Source organism: Micromonospora sp. NPDC051300, assembly GCF_044455315.1.
GTDB lineage: Bacteria > Actinomycetota > Actinomycetes > Mycobacteriales > Micromonosporaceae > Micromonospora > Micromonospora robiginosa.
Genome location: NZ_JBITEP010000023.1, coordinates 53,901 through 73,754, shown reverse-complemented (window position 1 = coordinate 73,754; position 19,854 = coordinate 53,901). Strand labels below are relative to the sequence as shown.

The following is a 19,854-nucleotide window of genomic DNA, read 5'->3' as shown; positions in this document are numbered from 1 at the left end:
GCCCGGCTCGCCCGCCCCACAAACGGGCGGGTCAGCTCCAACGCGCCGGCGCCTGCCCGTACGCCGGCGGCAGGTGGGGCCAGCTCAGGGAACGGCCGTCCAGGCGACCCGGCGGGCTGATTCCGCTCCACCCGTCGCCGAGCGGGATGCGGTAGGCGTCGGCGCGGCGCTCCGGGTCGTCGCCGGCGCTCGGCCCGTCCGGGTCGCTGCCCTGGTCGAGCAGCCATCGCGCGGTCCGGGTGAGGGACACCGACACGTGGGTGGCGTCACCGGTGCGGGCGCGCCGGCCCAGCGCGGCAAGTGCGCCGGCGGCGACGAGGTAGCCGGTGGCGTGGTCGAGCAGTTGGCAGGGCAGCGCGCCGGGCCGGTCGCCGTCGGGGCTGGTGGCCCAACCGATGCCGGTGGCGACCTGCACCAGGCTGTCGAATCCGTGCCGGGCGCCCCAGGTCCCGGTCGTGCCCCAGGCGGAGAGCGTGACGACGCTGGTGCCGGGGTGCCGGTCGGCGACCTGGTCCGGGTCCAGGCCGAGACGGCGCAGCGCGCCGGGCCGGTAGCCGGTCACCAGCACGTCGGCCCGGTCGAGCAGGCGGTGCAGCGTCCGGCGGCCCGCCTCCGTGCCGACGTCCAGGGTGGCGCTGGCCTTGCCGATCACCCCGTCGACCGCGTGCAGGGCCAGCTCCGGCCGGCGTGGATCGTCGACCCGCAGCACGTCCGCGCCGAGCGCGCCGAGCATCCGGGTGCCGACGGGACCGGCGATCACCCGGGTCAGGTCGAGCACCCGCACGCCCGACGCCGGCAGGCGACCCGGGCCGGGCAGGGGGCCGGTGGCGCGGCCGAGCGGCGTCATGGTCACCAGCGGGGCCGTCCCCGCCGGGTCCTCCTCGCCGTCCGCCAGCCACTGCGCCCGGGTACGGGCCGCGACGGCCAGCCCGCCGGCGGCGTACGCGGCGCGTTCGACCTCCCGCGCCGGGCGGTCGGCGACGACGTCGGCCACCCGGGCACGCACCTCGGCGTCCGGCCCGTCGGCCACCCCGAGGGACGACAGCAACGCCGCCCGGTGCCACGGATAGTTCGCGTGGGTACGCATCCAGCCGTCCCCGGCCGGCCAGAGGCGGGACAGCGGGGCGAAGCCGTCGATCCCCCGCCCGTCCGCGTCGCGGAGCCAGACCTCGCCGCGTACCGCCGCCGCCACGTGCTCGGTGTCGAGCGTGAGGTCGGGTCGCCGGCCGGTGCGGTCATGCGCCAGGTCGGCGGCCGCCGCGAGGCAGGCGGCCACGGACGCGACGGCGCAGTCGGCGACGGCGAGCGGTGACGCCAGCGCACCTGGTCGGGGATCCCCGACCAGGAGCGGGCCGGAAGCGGCCAGCCCCAGGTCGGTCAGCACGTCGACCAGGGTCCTCATGCGCACATCCTGACGGCTCCCGCCGGCGGGCGCGGGCGCGTTGCCCGGACTCGTGGTCGCGGGACGGCAGCCCGCTCAGGCCCTTCCGCCTACCACCGGAGGCCGGTCGTCGAGGGCGTCGAGATAGCGGGCGAAGCCGTGCGGGGCGCGGCTTCGTCGCCGGGCGCTGGTGCGGACCGGGCAGGTGGCGTCGGCGACGACCCGCAGGGCACCCCGGCGACCACGCTCGACGAGGTCGTGGTCCTCGCCGTGGCGCAGGTCGGCGAACCCGCCGAGTCGCTCGTAGGCGGTGGCGGCGCAGCCCAGGTTCGCGCCGTGCACGTGCCGGTGACCGGTGTCCGTCAGGCCCTGCCGGTACCGGGTCTCGAACCGCGTGCGGACCTGCTCGGACCGGGGTGCCCAGTCGTGCACGCGTACGGTGCCGACCAGCAGGTCGGTGCCGGCGCGGCCGTGGCGCAGGTGCCATCCACCCCAGCGTCGGGGCACGCGGCTGTCCGCGTCGGTGGTGGCGAGCCACAGGTCCTGCGGGCCGTGCCGCAGCGCGTGCGCCATGCCGGCGGCGCGCGCCCGCCCGACGTTGCGGGCGCGCACGGTCACCACCACCGCGCCGAGGCGCCGGGCGACGGCGGCCGTCGCGTCCCGGCAGTCGTCGGCCACCACGATCACCTCGGAGCGCACCGGCAGGTGGCGGAGCGAGTCGAGGACCGAGGTCAGGCAGTCGGGCAACACCGCCTGCTCGTCGTGGGCGGGCACCACGACCGCCATCCGGTTCACCACAGGCCCTCGGCCTGCGCCACAGAGCGGGCCGGCGGCGGCACCCGGAGGAGGACGTCGAGCAGGAAGTCCGCCTCCTCGTGGCGAGCCGTCCGCTCCAGCCCGTCCACGTCGCCGAGCAGCCGGTGCACGTCGTCGCCACCGCGTGCGTGCTCGGCGACCGCCGGCCGCCAGTGCACGGCGACGAGCGTGCCGCCCGGTTCGAGCGACGCCACCGCCCGGCCGAGCAGCCGGTCCAGCCCGGCGTCGTCGAGGTAGTAGCCGAGTTCGGAGAGCACGACCAGGTCGAAGCGCGCGTCCGCGCCGGCCGGCCACTCGTCGGGGACGCGCATCCGCTCCACCCGCACGTGCGCCTGGTCGGCGAGGCGTCGCCGGGTGCTCGCCACGGCCGCGGCGGCGATGTCGACCGCCAGCAGGCTGTCGCACCGGGCCGCCAGACGGCGGGTGAGCATGCCCGTCGAGCAGCCCGGCTCGAACGCCGACCGGTAGCGCCGGCGCGGCAGGCAGGCGACGGTCAGGTCGTGCTTGCGTTGCTCGTACCAGCGGGTCTCGAAGCTCCACGGGTCCTCGGCCCGGGCGTACATGTCGTCGAAGTACTCGGCGGGGGTGCCGGGTGTGGTCATGGCACGAACACCGTTTCGTAGGGACGCGTGAAGCGTGCGAGGACGTGCGGGGGAAGGATCGCGGCGTCGGCGGGCGCCGGCCCGAGCGGCCGGATCTGGCTGTGGAAGGCGTCGATCGCCGCCTGCTTGGCCGACCGGGCGGCCACGGTCAGGTCGATCCGGCGCGCGCGGTGCCACGGCACGTCGGGTTCGTCCGGCTCGGCCCAGTGCCACGTCCAGACCGGGAACTCCAGCAGCGTCGCACCGGTGCGCCGGCAAGCGTCGGCGGCGGCCCGGCCGACCGCCTCGTGGTCCGGGTGGCCGTCGCCGCGCCACGTCGTGACACACCACCGGCCCGGGGTCAGCCGGGCGGTCAGCGCGTCGGCCAGCGCCGGCTCGTCGATCCCCCCGTCGGGATGCCCGAGGTGCTCGACGGCCGAGGCGGGGACACCGAGCCGGCCGCACGCCGTGACGGTCTCGGCCCGCCGGATCCCGGCCAGCTCGGCCGGCGCGTACACCGTGGAGCCGGGGTGCGAGGCCTCGCCGTCGGTGACCACCGTGATCTCCGCGCCGGCGCCGTCGGCGAGCATGGCGACCAGGCCGCCGACACCGAGCACCTCGTCGTCGGGATGGGGGACGACCACGAGCGGCGGCGCGGTCCGTGCCGGACCGGCGAGATCGAGTACGGGCCAGGTGGCCGGCGCCGGCCACGCGCGCCACGTCTCCTCGCCGGTGCCGGCGTCGACGATCGGCCTCACCATCCGGGCTCACCCGCCGCCGTCACCAGCTCGCCCAGGTGCGCCAGGTCCGCCTCCGCGTGGCTCTGCCGCAGATAGACCGTCAGGTCGGCGACCCGCCTGGCGTGCGTGGCGTCCTGGCACAGCGGCCCCGCCCCCAACGCCCGGCCGACCCGGTCGGAGACGGTGGTGGCGGTGGCCTCGACGACGGCCCGCACCTGGTGCGCCAACCGGTCGGCGTCGCGGGTGGGGTGCGCGTCGATCTCGTCGGCGGCGGCGAACAGCACGGCGCGGGCGGCGGCCAGGGCCGCGTCGACCGCGCCGAGGTGCGCCAGCGCGTGCGGGCCCGGGGACCGGCGCCGCGCCGCCGCGTGCAGCGTGTCCGCGACCCCGACGGCGCCGCCGTACCAGCAGGCGGCCACGCCCGCCCCGCCGTGCCAGAAGCCCGGCCGTGCGGTGTAGGCGCCGGGTCCGCCGACGGGTGTTCCGGGCACGCCGTCGAAGCGGACCGTCCGGCTGTCGCTGGCGGCCATACCGACGGCCGGCCAGGTGCCGGGCAGCGGGGTCACGCCGGCCCCGCCCACCTCGACGGCGAACAGTCGTACGCCGTCGGCGGCGGTCGCGGTCACCAGGGCGCGGGACAGCAGCCCCGCCCCCGAGCACCAGGGTCGGTCCCCGGTCAGCCGCCACCCGTCGTCGTCGCCGGTCGCGGTGAGCGAGGCCGGCGCGGCGGCCCACACGCCCCACGGCACGCGACGTGACGCCGGATCGATCGTCGCGCCCAGCTCGGCGAGGATCGCCAGCGCGTCGGCGTGCCCCTCCCCCAGCCGCGCCAGCGCCAGGTCGGCGCGACCGAGGTCGGCGAGGCGCCGGAACCGCTCGGCTGTCCGTCCGCCACCGGGCGTCGGCAGGTCGAGCCGCCCGTCGCGCACGGCCGACCGGAACGCCGCCGCCGTCTGCTCGCCTCCCACCGTCACCCGCCGGCCCCCGCTGCCGCGGACCGAACCGCGCGACGCCACGCCGACGCCGTCCGGACGGCGCTCACCGGAGGCGTTCCTGGACGCCGACAGTCATCGCGAACTCCGATCTCGGCAGGGACGGGGCGGCCGGAAGATGCCCCTCACGCCGACGGTGAAACCTCGCCCGACCGACGTCACCCGCGCCCCGACGGGCGGGACCGTCGCACGGACGCGTTGACTCTCGACCCGGTGGAGGGCGCATCCTCCAGCCGTGACATCGACAGAGCGCACCCCGCGACCGGACCGTCCGACGATCGACCTGGGGCGGCTGGCGCCGGTCCTGCGCGCGAGCTGGGGCGCGGACACCTGTGACCCGCACGACCTGCCGCACTGGCACCCCGGCAACCCGGCGCGCGGTCAGTGCGGCGTCACCGCGCTGGTCGTGCAGGATCTCCTCGGCGGGGACCTCGTCCTCGGCGAGGTCTTCGTCGGTGCGGCCAGGGTCGGGCACCACTACTGGAACCGGCTGCCCGACGGCACCGACGTGGACCTCACCGCGGACCAGTTCTTCCCGCGCGAGGTGGTCGTCGGCGCCCGGGTGCAGCGGCGTCCGCCGGGGCCGCCCGGTCGGTGCCGGCAGCAGTACGAGCGCCTGCGACAGCGGGTCGACTCGGCCCTGGCCGTCGCCGGCGAGGGAGCGCCGGAGTCCGTGTCGCCGGCCGGGGACGGCTAACCGGCGGACGGGCTCGGCGTGCGGGAGCGCCCGTACTCGGCGAGGGCGTGGAAGGCGACCTTCGGGGTCCACGAGCCGTCCGGCAGGACGCGCACGATCCCCCGCGACGCCAGGTCGTAGTCGTGCTCGGGGTCGCCGGTGGTCGGCAGGTGCCGATTAGCGAACGTGTACACGAACGCCGCCTCCGCCCCGCCGGCCTCGTAGTCGCGCAGCAGGTCGACGAGGTAGCGCGCCTGCCCCTCCTCGTCGCGCTCCAGCCGCGCGGTGAGCGTCGCCGCCCGGCCGTGCTCGTCGTAGGTCACCGGCTCGGTCGCGCCGGCGACGTCTGCCGCGCCGCGGTAGGTGCAGCACCCGAACTCGGTCGCCGCGTACGGCTTGCCCTGTCCTACGGCCGCCGCCAGACTCTGCGGGAACGCCTCGGCGTTGGTGGCGTCGCGGTAGCCGGCGTCGCTGGCGATGACGTCGAACGGCGCCCAGTCGACGTCCTCGAGCGGGATCGAGGCGTATCCGACCGGGCCGCCGAAGCGCTCACGCACGGCGGGCACCACGTCGGCGAGGAAGGCGCGCACCGCGGCCCGGGCGGCGGGGACCGCCTCCCGCATCCGCATCGGATCGGCGAACAGCGCCAACCGCTCGGTCAGGTCACGACCGGGCAGGAAGCCGTCGGTGAACAGGGAGATCTCGGAGCCGGTGAGATAGACGACCGACGCTCCGCCGCGCCGCAGCCGCTCGGCGCGCTCGGCGCCGTCGAGCAGGAACGCCGTCAGCCCGGCCCGGTCCAGGCCGTTGGTGAACGGGCAGTACCAGATCTCCAGCCCTGCCTCGGCGGCCAGCCGCGCGGTCAGCTCCAGCCGGTCCTGGACACCGCCGGTGACCCGGACCGCGTCGCAGCGCAGCTCGTCGCGGATGACCCGCAGGTCACTGCGGACCGTCTCGCTGTCGAACGGCTCGTGGGTGGTGGACCCGGCGCTGACGAAGCCGGTGTCGTAGTTCATGCCGAAGACACGCATGGGCGAACCTCCTCAGGGTACGCCGCGTACCCTATAAGGTACGTCGCGTACCCTGCAAGGCATGGGCACGAGGCGGCGGGGCGAGGAACTGGAACAGGCGATCCTGCGGGCCGCCGCCGAGGAGCTGCGCGAGTCCGGCTACCCGGGGATGACGATGGACCGGGTCGCCGCCCGCGCCGGCACCAACAAGAACGCCATCTACCGCAGGTGGCCGCACCGCGCGGCGCTCGGCGTCGCGGCCTACCGTCACCTGTCCGACGCCGCCATGCCGAAGCCGGACACCGGCACGCTGCGCGGCGACGCGCTCGAGATGCTCCGGCAGGCCAACGCGACATGGTCCTCGCCGTACGGCGTGATCCTGCGCGGCCTGCTCGCCGCCGCGGCCGACGACCCGGACCTGCTCACCCTCATGCGCGAGCGGTCCGGCGCCGACACGATGGACCGGGCGTGGATCGCGATGCTCGAACGGGCCGCGACCCGGGGCGAGGCGCCGGGAGCGGCCGTCCACCACCGGGTGGCGACGACGCCGATGATGCTGCTGCGCGCCGAGTACGCGATGCGCGGCATCCCCTCGGTCCCGGACGAGGTGCTCGTGGACATCGTGGACGAGGTGTTCCTCCCCCTGGTGCGCGGTCGCGGCTGACCGTCCGGGCGGCTGTCAGCCGAACCTCGTCCACTCCCCCTCGGAGACCACCTCGACCACGCCGTCGACGACGGTGAGGGCCGTCTGCTCGTCGATGGCGTAGGCCGGGACGCCGATCTCGGCCGCCCACCGCCGCGCGTGCGCCAGGGTGTTCGTCGGGAAGGCGTCCAGGTGCGGGAAGATCGAGAAGTCGACGACGCCCAGGGTGCGGTCGTCCGGCGCGGACGGCCACTCGACGAAGGACGTGCCGATCCGGGGCGTCATCACCATGCTTCCGGCGCTCACTCCCACCCAGACCGTGTCCGGCAGGGACGGCAGCAGGTCGGCCAGGCCGGACTCCCGCATCCAGTGGCACAGGTATGTCGCGTCGCCGCCGTCGACCAGGAGCACGTCCGCCTCCCGGACCCAGGGGACCCACCGCTCGGCGCCGACGCTGGGCAGCGCGCTGAGTTCGAGGACGCCTACCGACGCCCAGCCCAGGCCGGGTAAGTACCGCGACGGCGGATCGGCGGCGACGAAGCTCCGTACCGAGGCCGGGCCGCACATCGGATGGCCCCACTGGGCCGTCGGGACGCAGAGGGCGTGACACTCCTCGATCGGCTTGCCGAGGAGCGTCACGAGCGCCGAGTGGATGCTCGGGTTCGTGACGCCACCCGAGGTGAGCAGAAGCTTCACGGTGACTCCAGGGTCGCGGGAACGGTCGATGTGTCTGCAGACCGGGGAGCGCCCGGAACTCACCGGCTACCGGACGGTCGTGATCGCGAGCCGTCACCGCGCGGCGGGCGCCCGCAGCACCTTACGCAGGTGGACCGCCGACTCCTCGTACCCGAGCGCGACGTAGAACGGCGCGGCCCGGCGGGTGGCGAGCGTGACGAGGCCGCAGTCCCGGCTCGCGGCCCACCGTTCGAACGCCGCCATCAGGGCGCGGCCGACGCCACGGCCACGGACCTCGGCGCGCACCAGGATCTCCTCGACCACGGCGACCGGCCCGTTCGCGTAGAACGTGGGGTGGTCGAAGCCCAGCAGGTAGCCGAGCACGGCATCGCCGTCGACGGCGAGCAGCAGAGCCGCCCCGTCGGTGTCCAGCAACGCGGCATAGCCGGCGTCGAACCGCGTTCGGGAGAAGGGGAACGACTGCGCGAGCTGACCGGCGAGCTCGGCCACCGCCGCCGCGTCGCTGCCGGTGGCCCGCCGCACCGAGACCTGAGGGTCGTCCACCGCCGTCCGATCCACTACGCCCGGCGCACGGTCGCGGCTGTCGCTCACCGTCCGAGCACGCGGTAGCGGAGAAGGACGACACCGTTGCGGAACCGGCGCTCGTCGAGCAGTTCCAGGTCGACGCGCTTCCCGGTCGGCATCCCCGGCTTGCCGCCGCCGACGGTGATGGGCCAGACGAACATCAGGCACTCGTCGACCAGCCCGGCATCGAGGGCCTGCGCCGCGAGGTCGGCGCCGCCGACGGTGAGGTCGCGGTCGGCCCCGGCCTTCAGTTCGCGCACCGCGTCGGGGTCGAAACGGCGTTCGATCCGGGTGTCGGCGGTCGACGCGGAGGTGAGGGTGGTGGAGTACACGACCTTGCTCGCCGCCTGCCAGACGCTCGCGAAGTCGGCGGTCAGGTCCGACTGCGCGGCGAGCGCGGGCTCGGTCTCCCAGAGGGCCATCGACTCGTACAGGCGTCGCCCGTAGAGGAACGTGCCGGTAGACCGCAGGAGGTCGGTGTAGAACGCGAAGAGCTCGTCGTCCATCGGGAGCCAGCCGTACGCGCCGGCCTCGTCCTCCATGTAGCCGTCGAGCGACACGTTGTTCAGGTAGGTCAGCTTGGCCATGCTCAATGCCCTTCCGTTGATGATCTGGGGGCTGGTCAGCGCGGCGGTCAGCTTGGTGAACGCCTGGCGCCAGCCCTCGGCGCTGTGCGGCGCCATCCGTTCCGGCAGCCACTGGCGGATCTCCAGGCGCGTCCGCCCGTCGGCCTCGTCGTGGAACTCGACGCGCAGTCTCGTCGCGAACGGCTCGACGCCCTCCTGCAGCCGGCCGCCGACGTGCATGACGCCGTCGAGCAGTTCGCCGTCGGTGACGTCGGTGAGGTCGACGTGGACGCGCACCCGCAGGTCGGGGTCGGCGGGGTTGACCTCCGTCCACCGCTGGTAGCCGCCGGGGCGTACGTCGAACTCGATCTCGTCGGGCGGCAGGGTGTTGCCGATCGGGCCCCACCACGCCGCCAGGTGCTCGGGCTCGGTGAAGGCCCGGTAGACGAGCGCCCGGGGCGCGTCGAAGACGCGGGAGATGACGAGCTGCGCGGTGTCGGTGGTCATTCGCGTTCCCTGAGGTCGTCGGCAGTGCGGTCCGTCGCCGGTTCGGCGGCCTGCACCGCGGCGAGGTGGGCGTCGAGGCGGGTGAGGGAGGTGTCCCAGAACCGCCGGTAGCGCTCGATCCAGTCGGCCGCCTCGCGCAGCGGGGCGGCTTCGAGGTGACTCGCGCGCCACTTGCCCGACTGCGAGCGCGAGATGAGCGCGGCGCGCTCCAGCACCTTCAGGTGCCGGGAGACCGCCGGCATCGAGATGGAGAGCGGAGCGGTGAGCTCGGTGACCGTCGCGTCGCGGCCCGCCAGCTCGGCGATGATCGCCCGCCGGGTCGGGTCGGCGAGCGCCGAGAACACCGCGCTGAGCTGATCGGTGCCGGCCATCGGATCCTCCTCACTTAACCAACTCGTTAAGCGTATGGGAGCGCGCGGGATGTTGTCAAAGACCGCCACGCGTGTCCCGGTCGAGTTCTTACCTGTCGGTGACGTGGGCACGAACCGCTGAGCGTCGGGGGCCGGTGTCGCCGTACCCGGGTGCGACGACGGCCGCGACGACGGCCGGCCCTTCGAGCGAGGAGCGGACGACATGACAAGGCGCGATGCGAGGCGGGTGCCACCGGGTGCGACATCTGCCACGCGACTGGCCCTGGTGGCGGTGGTGCTCGCCGCGACCGGTGCGTTGACTGCCACGTTCGTCTCCGGCGGCGGCAAGGGCGCGGCGGACGCGGCGACCGCCCCGTCGGCCTTCGTGGCCATCGAACAGGTCCGGCCGAACGTGGTCCGTCCCCCGGCCGGGCCGAAGGCGTCGACCGGCCGGTTCACCGTCGACTGCGGCACGAACGGCGTCGGCAAGTTCAGCCCGGACAACCCGGTCGCCCAACCCGGCGTGCGGAACGGCGCCGAGCACGTGCACGACTTCGTCGGCAACCTCGCGGTCACCGCGGACTCCTCCGACGCGGACCTCGCCGCCTCGGGCACCACGTGCGCGAACGGCGACAGGTCCTCGTACTTCTGGCCGGTGGTGCGGATCGACCGCTCCGCGCGCGCCGACGCCGGCGACGTCCGCCGGGCGCTCGCCGCCACCTCGGGCGCCGTGGTGTGCCCCGCGGTACGCGACCGCCTGCCCGCCGTGCCCGTCGGGGCGCGAGCCGCCGTCGATCGTGGGCTCACCGAACTCGACCGGCTCGAAGCCTCCGCGAACCGGCGCGTCGCGCGTGCCCGCGGCGTGGACGTCGGCCTCAACGACGACGTGCTGCGGTGGCTCCGCGTGCGTCGCGCGGCGACGCTGGCCGGCATCGGCGCCGCGATCCGTGCCTCCGGTGGGCAGGCACCTACCGGTCTGGTCTCGCGGACCGACTGCGACGTCAGCTACGACGCCGTCCACGCCCGGTTGCACGCCGCGCACTCCCCCGCCGCGAGTTCGGCGACCCCGCAGGTGAGCTGCCCGTCGGTACGGGATCGGTTGCCGGGCGTTCCAGGGCCGGCCCTCGCCGAGGTCGACCACGCGCTCACCGAACTCGACCGGCAGGTCTCCGAGGCCAACCAACGCCTGGTCACCGGCCGTGGCGCGGGTGGCGCGGGCTTCGTGGAGAACGCCGTCCTCGGCCCGCTGACGGCCGGGCGAGCCGCGGTGCTCGACCGGATCGCCGTCGCCATCGGTCGCGCCGGCGCCCGACCTCAGGGCCTCGACACCCTCGCCCGGTGCACCGTCGACCGGTCCGACGGCCGGCCGGCCACGCCGCCGAGCGGTGCCGCGAGCCCGTTGCCGGACCCGCAGGGACCGAACCGGGAACTGCCCAACAACACCGGCCGGATCCTCCGGCCGGCGGCCGTCCTCATCGAGTACCGGGGAAACCCGGTGGGCAAGGTCGTACCCATGCCGAGGTTCCTGCGCGAGCTGACCGGTGACGCCAAACCGACCAGCCGCGGACCGGCGAACGCCCGCGCCACCTGGACCTGCTCCGGCTTCGACGACCGCCTCTCCGACCGGTACCCGATCTGCCCCACCGGCCGCCAGGTGCAGCGCGTCCACGACTTCCCCGGCTGCTGGGACGGCCGGAACACCGACAGCGCCAACCACCGGGGCCACGTCGCCTTCGCCGACCGGACCACCGGCGCCTGCCCGCCGGGCTTCGCCGCGATCCCGCAGCTCCGCATCACCATCTCCTACGACATCCCGCGCCGCGTCCAGCTCAGCGGCCAGTACGCCCTCGACTCCTTCCCCGAGGAGAACCACAACCCGTTCTCCGACCACAACGACTTCATCAACGTCAACTCCACCCGGACAATGCAGCGCATCGCCGCCTGCCTGAACAGCGGCCGGAACTGCCGGTAGTCGTCGAGGGCGGTCGGAGGCGACAGCGCCTCCGACCGCCCCGGCCGCGGGTCAGCTCCCGCAGATGCCGTACGCGTTGAGGCTCCACGAGCCGGCGAAGCCGTCGGCGTCCTCGTCCGCGCGTACCCGCGCGGTGTTCCCCCCGGTGATGTTGATCCCGGTCAGCAGCACCTGCCCGTTGCCGGCGTTGATGTCCGCGCCCGCACTGTAGAGGCCCTTGCCGGCCGGGCACGCCCGCAGGCCGCTGTCGGACGAGTTGCTCGCGCTCGTCCCCGTGGCCACGACCCGCTCCAGCCCGGCGGGCGCGGTGGCGCAGACCGCGATGGAGGTGGCACTCCAGCCGGCCGGCGCGGTGCCCTGCACGGCGACCGCCCGGACGGTCACCGACGTCAGGTCGAACGACGGCACCACCTGGTCGAGCACGACGTCGCCCAGGCCGCTGTTGATCCGCCCGCCCATTCCGATGACCTTCTTGGTCCCGCAGCTCGCCGTGACGTACTCCGTCCCGACCGCCCCGGTCGCGGTCACCACCTGGTAGCCGGCCGGCGCGGTGGCGCACTGGGCGAGGGTCTGCAACCCCCAGTCGCCGGCGAAGTTGACCGGGCCCGCCTCGCGCATCGTCGCGATGAACCCGGTCCCGTTCGCCAGCGGCTCCAGCCGGTCCAGCGCGACCTTCCCGGCGGCCGACGAGCCGGCGGGGAGGAACCCACCACCCCCGGTGACCACCTTGCCGGCCGGGCAGGACGCGAGCGCCGACTTGTCCACGCTGCTCTCGCCCACCGACTGGATGACCGTCTCCAACCCCGCCGGCGTCGCGAGGGCCGGTGCCGCCCAGCCCAGACCCGCCACCACGGCCGCCGTCGACACGACGGCCGTCAGCGCGCCACGCCCCCTGGTTACTCGCATGTCGCTCTCCCTGTCCACCTGGGCCGGCGACGTGCCGGCCCGCCTCCCGCCGAGCCAGTGGGCCGGCGACCTGAGAGGAGCCTGGGCGGGGCCGCTTGCCGTCCACTATCCGACGGCTTGGCGCCGGTCGCGCCGGCCGCGCGATCCATAGACTGACGTCGTCCGACCACTACCGACGAGGAAAGCCATGCGGTGGTCCCTCCTCGGCCCCGTCCAGGTGACCGCCGGAGGGCGGGTCCTCCCCATCGACCGCCCGCAGCAACGCGCGGTGCTCGCGCTGCTGCTCCTCAATGCCGACAAGCTGGTGCCGTTTGGGCAGGTCGTGTCCGCGCTCTGGGCCGACGGGCCACCGGCCAGCGCCCGGACCCAGGTCCAGGTCTGCGTCTCCCGGATCCGGGCGGCCCTGCGGGACGCGGGCGCGGCCGACCTGCTGACGACCCACGGCGGCGGCTACCGGCTGACCGTACGCGGGACCGAGCTGGACCTCGCCGAGTTCACCGGGGCGGTCGAGCGGGCCCGGGTCGAGGAGGCTGCCGGACGGCCGGCGGAGGCCGCGCGGCTGCTGCACGACGGCCTGGCGCTGTGGCGTGGGCCGGCGCTGGCCGGCGCGGCCGGAGCCTTCGTCGAGGCGGCCGCCGCCGGTCTGGACGAGCAGCGGCTGCTCGCGTACGAGCGGCTCGCCGCCGTGGAGCTCACCCTCGGCCGGTTCGCCGCGACCGCGCGCGCCCTGCGCCCCCTGGTGGCCGAGCATCCGCTGCGGGAGCCCCTGGTGGCCGGTTACCTGCTCGCCCTGGCCGGCTGCGGTCAGCAGGCGGCCGCGCTGCGGCTCTACGCCGAGACCCGCCGCCACCTCGTCGACGAGTTGGGCGTGGAGCCCGGTCCCGAGTTGAGCGGGGCGCACCTGCGGGTGCTGCGGGGGCGCATACCGGCCGAGCCCGCGCCGGCGCCACCCACCGCGCCGCCACCGGCGCAGCTTCCCGGCGAGCCGGCCTGGTTCACCGGCCGGGCGGCGGCGCTGCGGCACCTGGACGCGCTGCTGCCCACCGTCGACGTGGGGGCCGCCCGGGACGGCGGCGCGGGTGCTCCGGGCCGGGCGGTGGTCATCTCCGCCATCGCCGGGACCGCCGGGGTCGGCAAGACCACGCTCGCGGTGCACTGGGCCCACCGGGTCGCGCACCGCTACCCGGACGGGCAGCTCTACGTCAACCTGCGCGGGTTCGACCTCGACGGTCGGGCCATGCCGCCCGGTGAGGCGCTGCGCGGCTTCCTGGAGGCGCTGCACGTGCCGCCCCAGCGGATGCCACAGGACCTGCTCGCGCGGGCCGCCCTGTTCCGAACCCTGGTCGCCGGCCGCCGGATCCTGGTGCTGCTCGACAACGCCCGCGACGAGGAGCAGGTGCGGCCGCTGCTGCCGGGATCCGCGGGCAGCCTGGTCGTGGTGACCAGCCGCAACCGGCTCACCGGCCTGGTGGTCAGCGACGGGGCACACCCGGTGACGCTGGACCTGCTCCCGCCGGCCGAGGCCCGGGAGTTGCTGGCCGGTCGGCTCGGTCGTGGTCGGGCCGGGCGCGAGGCGGCCGCGTTGGACGAGATCGTGTGCCGCTGCGCCGGGTTGCCGCTGGCGCTGGCCGTCGTCGCGGCCCGCGCGGTCGGGCAGCCCGACGTGCCGCTGGGGGCACTGGCCGCCGAGCTGCGGGACACCGACCCCGATCGGCTCACCGCGCTGGCCACCGGCGACCCGGCGACCGACGTACGGGCCGTCTTCTCCTGGTCGTACCGGGCGTTGGACGCCGACTCGGCCACCCTGTTCCGGCTGCTCGGTCTGCATCCCGGCCCGGACGCCGGGCGGGAGGCGGTGGCCAGCCTCGTCGGCCGGCCACCGGCCCGGGTCGGCCCGCTGCTGGCCACTCTCACCCGGGCGCACCTGCTCACCGAGCGGGCACCCGGCCGTTACGCGATGCACGACCTGCTCCGCGCGTACGCCTCGGAGCTGTGCCACGGCACCGACCCCCCGGCCGAGCGGGAAGCGGCCCGGCGCCGCCTGCTCGACCACTATCTGCACGCCTCGCACGCGGCGGACCACCTGCTCGACCCGTACCGGTTGGCGCGGCCGGCCGCGCTGCCGCCGCCCGCGCCGGGCGTGACGGTGGGCGACCACCCGGAGCACGCGTGGGCGACCGCCTGGTTCGCCGCCGAGCACCACGTCCTGCTGGCGTGCGTGGAGCGGGCGGCGAGCACCGGCCTGGACCGGCACGCGTGGACGCTGGCGGCGGCCCTCACCACGTACCTCGATCGCAGCGGGCACTGGGCGGAGCTGGCCGCCGCGCAGCGGACCGCCCTGGCCGCGGCCCTGCGCCGAGGCGACCTGGCCGGTCAGGCGCTGGCGCACCGGGGGCTCGCCATCGCCTGCACCTGGTCGGGCGAGCACGAGGCGGCACACCGGCACTACCGGCGCGACCTGGAGCTGTATCGGGAGATGGGCGACGACACCGGCCGCGCGCACACGCACCTCGGGGTGAGCTGGGTGCTGGCGCGGCAGGGCAGGCTACGGGCGGCCCTCGACGAGACCCGGCTGGCCCTCGACCTGTACCGGGCCGGCGGCTACCGGGTCGGGCAGGCCAAGGCGCTCAACAATCTGGGCTGGATGCACGCCAGGCTGGGCGAGCCGGAGGCGGCGCTACGCTGCTGCCGGGCGGCCCTGCGGGTGCACGAGGAGACCGGCGACCGGCACGGCGCGGCGTTGACCTGGGACAGTCTCGGCTTCGTCCGGCACGGTCTCGGCGACCACGACCGGGCCGCGGACTGCTACCGGCGGGCGCTGGCGCTGCACCGGGAACTCGGCGACCGGTACGACGAGGCGGAGGTGCTGGACAACCTCGGCGACGCCCTGCGGGCCGCCGGTGACCTCGACGCCGCGCGCCGGGCCTGGCGAGAGGCGCTGGTGATCTTCGACGAGCTGCGCCATCCGGACGCCGACCGCCCGCGCGGCAAGCTGGCCGCCCCGATGCCGGCGGGTCACGCCGGCGCGGGGTGAACGCGTCCCGACAGCCGAGCATTCAATTGACTGATCTCGATGTGATGGCGATAGTGGCCGCAGGCGGCGCGACGGCGCCACCCACGGGAGGGCGCATGAGACGGACATCGAAGGTCTTCGTGGGTCTGGCGGCCGTCGTGCTGCCGCTCACCTCCGTGGTCATGGCGCTCGGCGGCACGCCGGCCGATGCCGCGACAGGCGGTTCCGGCCCCTACCCCGCCGACTACGAGACCTCGACCACCCTGGCCAACCACACCATCTTCCGGCCCCAGACGCTCCCGACCGATCGCCTCCCCATCGTCGTGTGGGGCAACGGCGGCTGCTCGGCCAACGGCCTCTCCCAGGGCACCTTCCTCCGCGAGATCGCCTCCCACGGCTTCCTCGCCATCGCCAGCGGCGCGCCGAACGGCTCCGGCTCCACCACCTCGCAGATGCTCACCCAGTCCATCGACTGGGCCGTGGCGGAGAACTCCCGGCCGGCCAGCAAGTACTACAACCGCCTCGATCCGTCCCGGATCGCGGTCGCGGGTTTCTCCTGCGGCGGCCTGGAGGCGTACGCCGTCTCCGCCGACCCACGGGTCACCACGACCGGCATCTTCAGCAGCGGCCTGCTCAACGATGCCGACGACTACCAGCTCCGGCGGTTGACCAAGCCGATCGCCTACTTCGTCGGCGGTCCCGGTGACATCGCCTACCCGAACGCCATGGACGACTGGGGCAAGCTACCGGCCGGGCTGCCGGCGTTCATGGGCAACCTCGACGTCGGGCACGGCGGCACCTACGACCAGCCCAACGGCGGCGAGTTCGGCCGGGTGGCCGTGCTCTACCTCAAGTGGCGCCTCAAGGGCGACACCACCGCAGGGCGCGCCTTCGTCGGCGCGGACTGCGGTCTGTGCCACAGCCAGTGGACCGTCCGACAGAAGAACCTGACGCTCGACGACGGCCCGCCACCCACCACCCCACCGCCCACCAGCCCGTCGCCCGGCGGTTCCCCCGCCTGCACCGCGGTCTACACGGTGCAGGACCAGTGGAACGGCGGATTCGTGGCAAGGGTCGACGTCACCGCCGGCACCACCGCGCTCACCGGCTGGCGGGTCACGCTCGGCCTGCCGGGCGGAGCGTCGATCACCTCGGTGTGGAACGGCGTCGCCAGCGGCACCAGCGGGACGGTCACCGTCGCGAATCAGAGCTACAACGGCCGGCTGGCCGCCGGACAGTCCACCACCTTCGGATTCCAGGGCAGCGGAACCGGCGGCGGAGCCACCGCCGCGTGCGTCGGAAGCTGACGCCCTGTCGGGCACCTCGACCGGTCGGGTGCCGACCAACGACGCGGTGATCGGGTCACTCGACGCGGGTCCTTCGGGGCGGGTCGGCGACGGACGGGTGGGTAACCCCTCCCGAACAGAACAGGCCGGGTGCCACCGCGATATCGGCCGAATATAGGCCGTCTCGGCAGGATGGCTGCGTGGTGACCAGGCATGAGGCTACCGACACGCCCACGGCGGAGCCGTGCCCCCGCCATCCGTGCCGTGGTGGTGCCGACCCGTCCCTGGCCGCCGGGATCGCCGCCCTACTGACCGAAACCCACCCGCTACGTGTCGGTGCGGAACTACGCCGGGTGGCGGCGCTGCTCGATGAGCTCGCACCGGCGGAGGTGGCCGCCGCGACGCTCGACCACGCCGTCGGGCTCGCCCTGGCCGCCGGCACACCCCCTGAGGCCAGGCGACAGCGGGAGGACGGGGCTGATTCGGAACCACACCCGGCCGGGCCGGCGGATGCCCCCCGCGAGCCGGACGCCGACCCGAACCGTCCGGGCGAATACGGACGCCTACCCCTGCCGCATATCTGACTCGGGCAACCCGCGTGACAAGCGCTCCGAAACGGCCGTCTGCACAGGTCGAACGCAGTCGAGGCGGTCGCGATAAAGTGCACGCTCCCGGGGCCGGTCGAAGGCGAAAACCGAGAGTCGGGTCGCCCCGGCGGCATCAATGAGGTAAATGCGCGAAAGGCCGCTCCTCGGGGGCCCACCAACGCGGTTGACCTGGGCCGGAAGAGGAATCCGGTCCGCGCCGAACACGCGGCAGCGCGGCGCGACATGCCGGGCATCCCGCCCCAAGACGGCTTAAGCCGCGCCCGATGAAAGGCGATCCGCATCCCCCCGACGGCATGAGCGCAAGGTAGTTCCTCCGTATCTTCTCGTGTATGCTGGCGCCGCGTGCGATGTTCTTCGCCGAACCAACGGGGGTTGGAAATATGCTTGCGCCATTGACTTTGCGCTTTGACGCGCCTCAATCGCGGTGCCGAATCGGCGATCGGGGTGTCCGTACCGCGCCGCGGCGAGCAGGCTCTCCCCAGCACACCAGGTGACATTCGGTCCCGTTCGCCTCGCGACGGGACCCCACCCATTCGCACATCCGAGCCTGCCCGCCCTGTTGCCCGGCTGGCCGCGCAGTCGCGCCGCCGCCGGGACGATGCGCGCCGTCAAGGAGCCGCACCATGGAGATCCGCATCCTCGGACCCGTCAAGGTCCTCTCCGGCACCACGGAGATCGGCCTCAAGGGTTCGAAGCAACGCACCTTCCTGGCCGCACTGCTGCTCGCTGGTGAACGAGTCCTGTCCGACAGCACCCTCAGCGAGATGTTGTGGGGAAGCCGGCCGCCGGCGACCTACCAGGCCCAGATCTACACGTACGCCTCGCAGTTGCGCCGGCAACTCGGCCGGTCAGCTCGCATCGCCCGGCAGGGCACCGGCTACGTCCTGACCGTCGGATCAGCCTGGTTCGACTACCGGGAGTTCGAGCGCCGGCACCGCGCCGGGCGGGCGGCCCTGCAGCGAGGCGAGCACGAGCAGGCAGCCGACCTGCTCCGGTCCGCGCTCGGCCTCTGGCGCGGCCCCACCCTCGCCGACGTCAGCGCTCCCTTGGGCGAACGGGAGCGGCCGGGCATCGAGGAGGTCCGGATCGAGGCACTGGCGGCCCGGATCGACGCCGACCTCGCGCTGGGCCGCCACCGCGAGATCCTGCCGGAACTCATCAGCATCGTGGGCGCGCATCCGTTGCGCGAGCGTTTCCGCGCCCAGCTGATGACCGGGCTGCACCGGTCCGACCGGCAGGCCGAAGCCTTCGACGTCTACTACCAGGGCTGTCGGCTGTTGCAGGAGGAGCTCGGCGTGGACCCGAGCCCCACCCTGCGATCCGCGTACGAGTTGCTGCTGCACGCCGACGGCGACCGGGCTCCGCAGCCGGCGCCGCCCGCGAGCACCGAGCCGATCGACGTCGGCCAACCGGTTCCGGCGATGCTCCCGGCTGACACCCAGGACTTCGTGGGTCATCCCGACGCCCTGCGCCAGGCCACCCGCCTGCTGCGCCGCGGCGCCGCCGACCAGCCGCAGCACTCGACGCTCGTGGTCACCGGCATGGGCGGGGTAGGCAAGACCGCGCTCATGGTCCGGGCCGCGCACATGTGTGCCGACGACTTCCCGGACGGCCAGATCTTCCTGGAGCTGCGGGGCAGCACGCACGCGCCGCTGCCGACCGGGGAGGCGCTCGCCGTCCTGCTCCGCGCGCTCGGTGCGGCCGAGCCGCTGCCACGGTCCCTCGAGGAGCGCACGCACCTCTACCGCAGCCTGTTGGCGAACCGCCGGGTCCTCCTGATGCTCGACGACGCCGCCGACACCAACCAGATCCGGGCGCTGCTCCCGGGTGGCGTGCACTGCCGAACGATGGTGACCTCCCGGCCCTTCCTGAGCATCGCGGCCGGTCAGCACACCGTGTCACTCACACCGTTCTCCCCGGAGGAGGCGCTCGACCTCCTCCGCCGGATCGTCGGTACGGAGCGGGTCGACGCGCAACCGGAGGCCGCGCGACGGATCGTCGAGCTGTGCGGCTCGCTGCCCCTGGCCGTGCGGATCGCCGGAATCCGTCTGGTGAGCAGACCACACTGGACGTTGACGCACCTCGCCGACCGGCTCACGGACGATCTGCTGGACTCCCTGCGGGTCGGCGACCTCGATCTACGCGCCAGCCTCGAACGCAGCTTCCAGCGGCTCGGGGCGATCCAGCGGCTCGCCCTGCTGCGCCTGGCGACGGCCGGACTGGACTCGTTCACCTCCGCCACCGTCGCGACCCTGCTCGGTGTCACCGAGGCCGAGGCCGAGCACCTCGCCGAGGGCCTCGTCGACGTCCGGATGCTGGACCTGGCCAGCCTCGACGACAGCGGCGGATGCCGCTACCGGGTCCACCAGTTGGTCCGCCTCTTCGCGCACGACCGGCTGCAGGAGCCGACGAACGACCTGCCCACCCTGAGCACCCCGGTCCCCCGCACCCGCCTCGACGCCCACTCGCCGGCCTGGTACGCGCGGCGGACGGTGCAGGCCGGAGGGCCGGCACCGTCGTTGGTGCCGACCCCCGGGCGATACTGAC

Annotated in this window: 17 protein-coding genes and 1 pseudogene; 6 read left to right on the top strand and 12 right to left on the bottom strand. The window is 74.5% G+C overall.

Annotated features, from left to right (window positions below; translation table 11 throughout):
* Positions 1-31: 31 nt before the first annotated feature.
* The 5 genes from ACIA5A_RS23220 to ACIA5A_RS23200 form a co-directional block, all read right to left on the bottom strand.
* On the bottom strand, positions 32-1,402 hold the full coding sequence (locus ACIA5A_RS23220) for a CoA transferase (protein ID WP_396765953.1): 1,371 nt from the start codon (positions 1,400-1,402) through the stop codon (positions 32-34).
* 75 nt (positions 1,403-1,477) lie between these two features.
* A complete protein-coding gene (locus ACIA5A_RS23215) occupies positions 1,478-2,167 on the bottom strand; it encodes a glycosyltransferase (RefSeq protein WP_396765950.1) in 690 nt (229 codons plus the stop codon).
* Positions 2,168-2,172: 5 nt separating this feature from the next.
* Entirely contained in the window at positions 2,173-2,799 is a 627-nt protein-coding gene (locus tag ACIA5A_RS23210; protein WP_396765947.1) for an SAM-dependent methyltransferase, read from the bottom strand.
* Positions 2,796-3,539, bottom strand: coding sequence for a PIG-L deacetylase family protein (locus ACIA5A_RS23205; RefSeq protein WP_396765944.1), 744 nt, complete (start codon positions 3,537-3,539; stop codon positions 2,796-2,798). Before ACIA5A_RS23205 ends, ACIA5A_RS23210 begins: the two co-directional genes overlap by 4 nt.
* Entirely contained in the window at positions 3,533-4,492 is a 960-nt protein-coding gene (locus tag ACIA5A_RS23200; protein ID WP_396765941.1) for an acyl-CoA dehydrogenase, read from the bottom strand. Before ACIA5A_RS23200 ends, ACIA5A_RS23205 begins: the two co-directional genes overlap by 7 nt.
* Before the next feature lie 253 nt (positions 4,493-4,745).
* Between ACIA5A_RS23200 and ACIA5A_RS23195 the strand changes: the two genes are divergently transcribed.
* On the top strand, positions 4,746-5,207 hold the full coding sequence (locus ACIA5A_RS23195; RefSeq protein ID WP_396765939.1) for a hypothetical protein: 462 nt from the start codon (positions 4,746-4,748) through the stop codon (positions 5,205-5,207).
* Here ACIA5A_RS23195 and ACIA5A_RS23190 read toward each other — a convergent pair.
* Positions 5,204-6,217 (bottom strand): hypothetical protein, encoded by a 1,014-nt coding sequence (locus ACIA5A_RS23190; protein ID WP_396765936.1) that lies wholly within the window; start codon positions 6,215-6,217, stop codon positions 5,204-5,206. The two genes, ACIA5A_RS23195 and ACIA5A_RS23190, sit on opposite strands and share 4 nt — an antisense overlap.
* Before the next feature lie 61 nt (positions 6,218-6,278).
* Between ACIA5A_RS23190 and ACIA5A_RS23185 the strand changes: the two genes are divergently transcribed.
* Entirely contained in the window at positions 6,279-6,860 is a 582-nt protein-coding gene (locus ACIA5A_RS23185; RefSeq protein WP_396765933.1) for a TetR/AcrR family transcriptional regulator, read from the top strand.
* 15 nt (positions 6,861-6,875) lie between these two features.
* On the opposite strand, the gene ACIA5A_RS23180 is transcribed toward ACIA5A_RS23185, so the two are convergent.
* From ACIA5A_RS23180 to ACIA5A_RS23160, 5 genes and pseudogenes are all read right to left on the bottom strand, one after another.
* On the bottom strand, positions 6,876-7,535 hold the full coding sequence (locus ACIA5A_RS23180) for a Type 1 glutamine amidotransferase-like domain-containing protein (RefSeq protein WP_396765930.1): 660 nt from the start codon (positions 7,533-7,535) through the stop codon (positions 6,876-6,878).
* A gap of 93 nt (positions 7,536-7,628) precedes the next feature.
* The gene (locus ACIA5A_RS23175; RefSeq protein WP_396765927.1) at positions 7,629-8,078 is read right to left on the bottom strand and encodes a GNAT family N-acetyltransferase; all 450 of its coding nucleotides are present in this window, start codon (positions 8,076-8,078) and stop codon (positions 7,629-7,631) included.
* Positions 8,079-8,122: 44 nt separating this feature from the next.
* Positions 8,123-8,686 carry a dihydrofolate reductase family protein gene (locus ACIA5A_RS23170; protein ID WP_396766054.1) on the bottom strand — a complete coding sequence of 188 codons (564 nt, stop codon included), beginning with the start codon at positions 8,684-8,686 and terminating at the stop codon, positions 8,123-8,125.
* A gap of 48 nt (positions 8,687-8,734) precedes the next feature.
* Positions 8,735-9,172: pseudogene (locus tag ACIA5A_RS23165) on the bottom strand (SRPBCC domain-containing protein); the annotation flags it as partial.
* Positions 9,169-9,543 carry an ArsR/SmtB family transcription factor gene (locus tag ACIA5A_RS23160; protein ID WP_396765924.1) on the bottom strand — a complete coding sequence of 125 codons (375 nt, stop codon included), beginning with the start codon at positions 9,541-9,543 and terminating at the stop codon, positions 9,169-9,171. The gene ACIA5A_RS23160 and the pseudogene ACIA5A_RS23165, both read right to left, overlap by 4 nt.
* Positions 9,544-9,745: 202 nt before the next feature.
* On the opposite strand from ACIA5A_RS23160, the gene ACIA5A_RS23155 reads away from it, so the two are divergent.
* A complete protein-coding gene (locus tag ACIA5A_RS23155) occupies positions 9,746-11,494 on the top strand; it encodes a DUF1996 domain-containing protein (protein WP_396765921.1) in 1,749 nt (582 codons plus the stop codon).
* 51 nt (positions 11,495-11,545) lie between these two features.
* Here the strand turns inward: ACIA5A_RS23155 and ACIA5A_RS23150 are convergent, their stop codons facing one another.
* Positions 11,546-12,400 (bottom strand): hypothetical protein, encoded by an 855-nt coding sequence (locus tag ACIA5A_RS23150; RefSeq protein WP_396765918.1) that lies wholly within the window; start codon positions 12,398-12,400, stop codon positions 11,546-11,548.
* A 187-nt stretch (positions 12,401-12,587) separates the two neighbouring features.
* Between ACIA5A_RS23150 and ACIA5A_RS23145 the strand changes: the two genes are divergently transcribed.
* The 3 genes from ACIA5A_RS23145 to ACIA5A_RS23135 all read left to right on the top strand — a co-directional run bounded on the left by ACIA5A_RS23145 (position 12,588) and on the right by ACIA5A_RS23135 (position 19,853).
* A complete protein-coding gene (locus tag ACIA5A_RS23145; protein ID WP_396765915.1) occupies positions 12,588-15,434 on the top strand; it encodes a BTAD domain-containing putative transcriptional regulator in 2,847 nt (948 codons plus the stop codon).
* A 95-nt stretch (positions 15,435-15,529) separates the two neighbouring features.
* Complete coding sequence (locus ACIA5A_RS23140) at positions 15,530-16,720, top strand: cellulose binding domain-containing protein (protein ID WP_396765912.1); 1,191 nt, start codon at positions 15,530-15,532, stop codon at positions 16,718-16,720.
* 1,210 nt (positions 16,721-17,930) lie between these two features.
* Positions 17,931-19,853, top strand: a complete 1,923-nt coding sequence (locus tag ACIA5A_RS23135; RefSeq protein ID WP_396765909.1) for a BTAD domain-containing putative transcriptional regulator — start codon at positions 17,931-17,933, stop codon at positions 19,851-19,853.
* Position 19,854: the final 1 nt, after the last annotated feature.

Coding starts and splice junctions, on each gene's coding strand:
- ACIA5A_RS23220 (WP_396765953.1), bottom strand. CDS start 1,402: ATGAGGACCCTGGTCGACGTGCTGACCGACCTGGGGCTGGCCGCTTCC.
- ACIA5A_RS23215 (WP_396765950.1), bottom strand. CDS start 2,167: ATGGCGGTCGTGGTGCCCGCCCACGACGAGCAGGCGGTGTTGCCCGAC.
- ACIA5A_RS23210 (WP_396765947.1), bottom strand. CDS start 2,799: ATGACCACACCCGGCACCCCCGCCGAGTACTTCGACGACATGTACGCC.
- ACIA5A_RS23205 (WP_396765944.1), bottom strand. CDS start 3,539: ATGGTGAGGCCGATCGTCGACGCCGGCACCGGCGAGGAGACGTGGCGC.
- ACIA5A_RS23190 (WP_396765936.1), bottom strand. CDS start 6,217: ATGCGTGTCTTCGGCATGAACTACGACACCGGCTTCGTCAGCGCCGGG.
- ACIA5A_RS23185 (WP_396765933.1), top strand. CDS start 6,279: ATGGGCACGAGGCGGCGGGGCGAGGAACTGGAACAGGCGATCCTGCGG.
- ACIA5A_RS23170 (WP_396766054.1), bottom strand. CDS start 8,686: ATGGCCAAGCTGACCTACCTGAACAACGTGTCGCTCGACGGCTACATG.
- ACIA5A_RS23160 (WP_396765924.1), bottom strand. CDS start 9,543: ATGGCCGGCACCGATCAGCTCAGCGCGGTGTTCTCGGCGCTCGCCGAC.
- ACIA5A_RS23155 (WP_396765921.1), top strand. CDS start 9,746: ATGACAAGGCGCGATGCGAGGCGGGTGCCACCGGGTGCGACATCTGCC.
- ACIA5A_RS23150 (WP_396765918.1), bottom strand. CDS start 12,400: ATGCGAGTAACCAGGGGGCGTGGCGCGCTGACGGCCGTCGTGTCGACG.
- ACIA5A_RS23145 (WP_396765915.1), top strand. CDS start 12,588: ATGCGGTGGTCCCTCCTCGGCCCCGTCCAGGTGACCGCCGGAGGGCGG.
- ACIA5A_RS23140 (WP_396765912.1), top strand. CDS start 15,530: ATGAGACGGACATCGAAGGTCTTCGTGGGTCTGGCGGCCGTCGTGCTG.
- ACIA5A_RS23135 (WP_396765909.1), top strand. CDS start 17,931: ATGGAGATCCGCATCCTCGGACCCGTCAAGGTCCTCTCCGGCACCACG.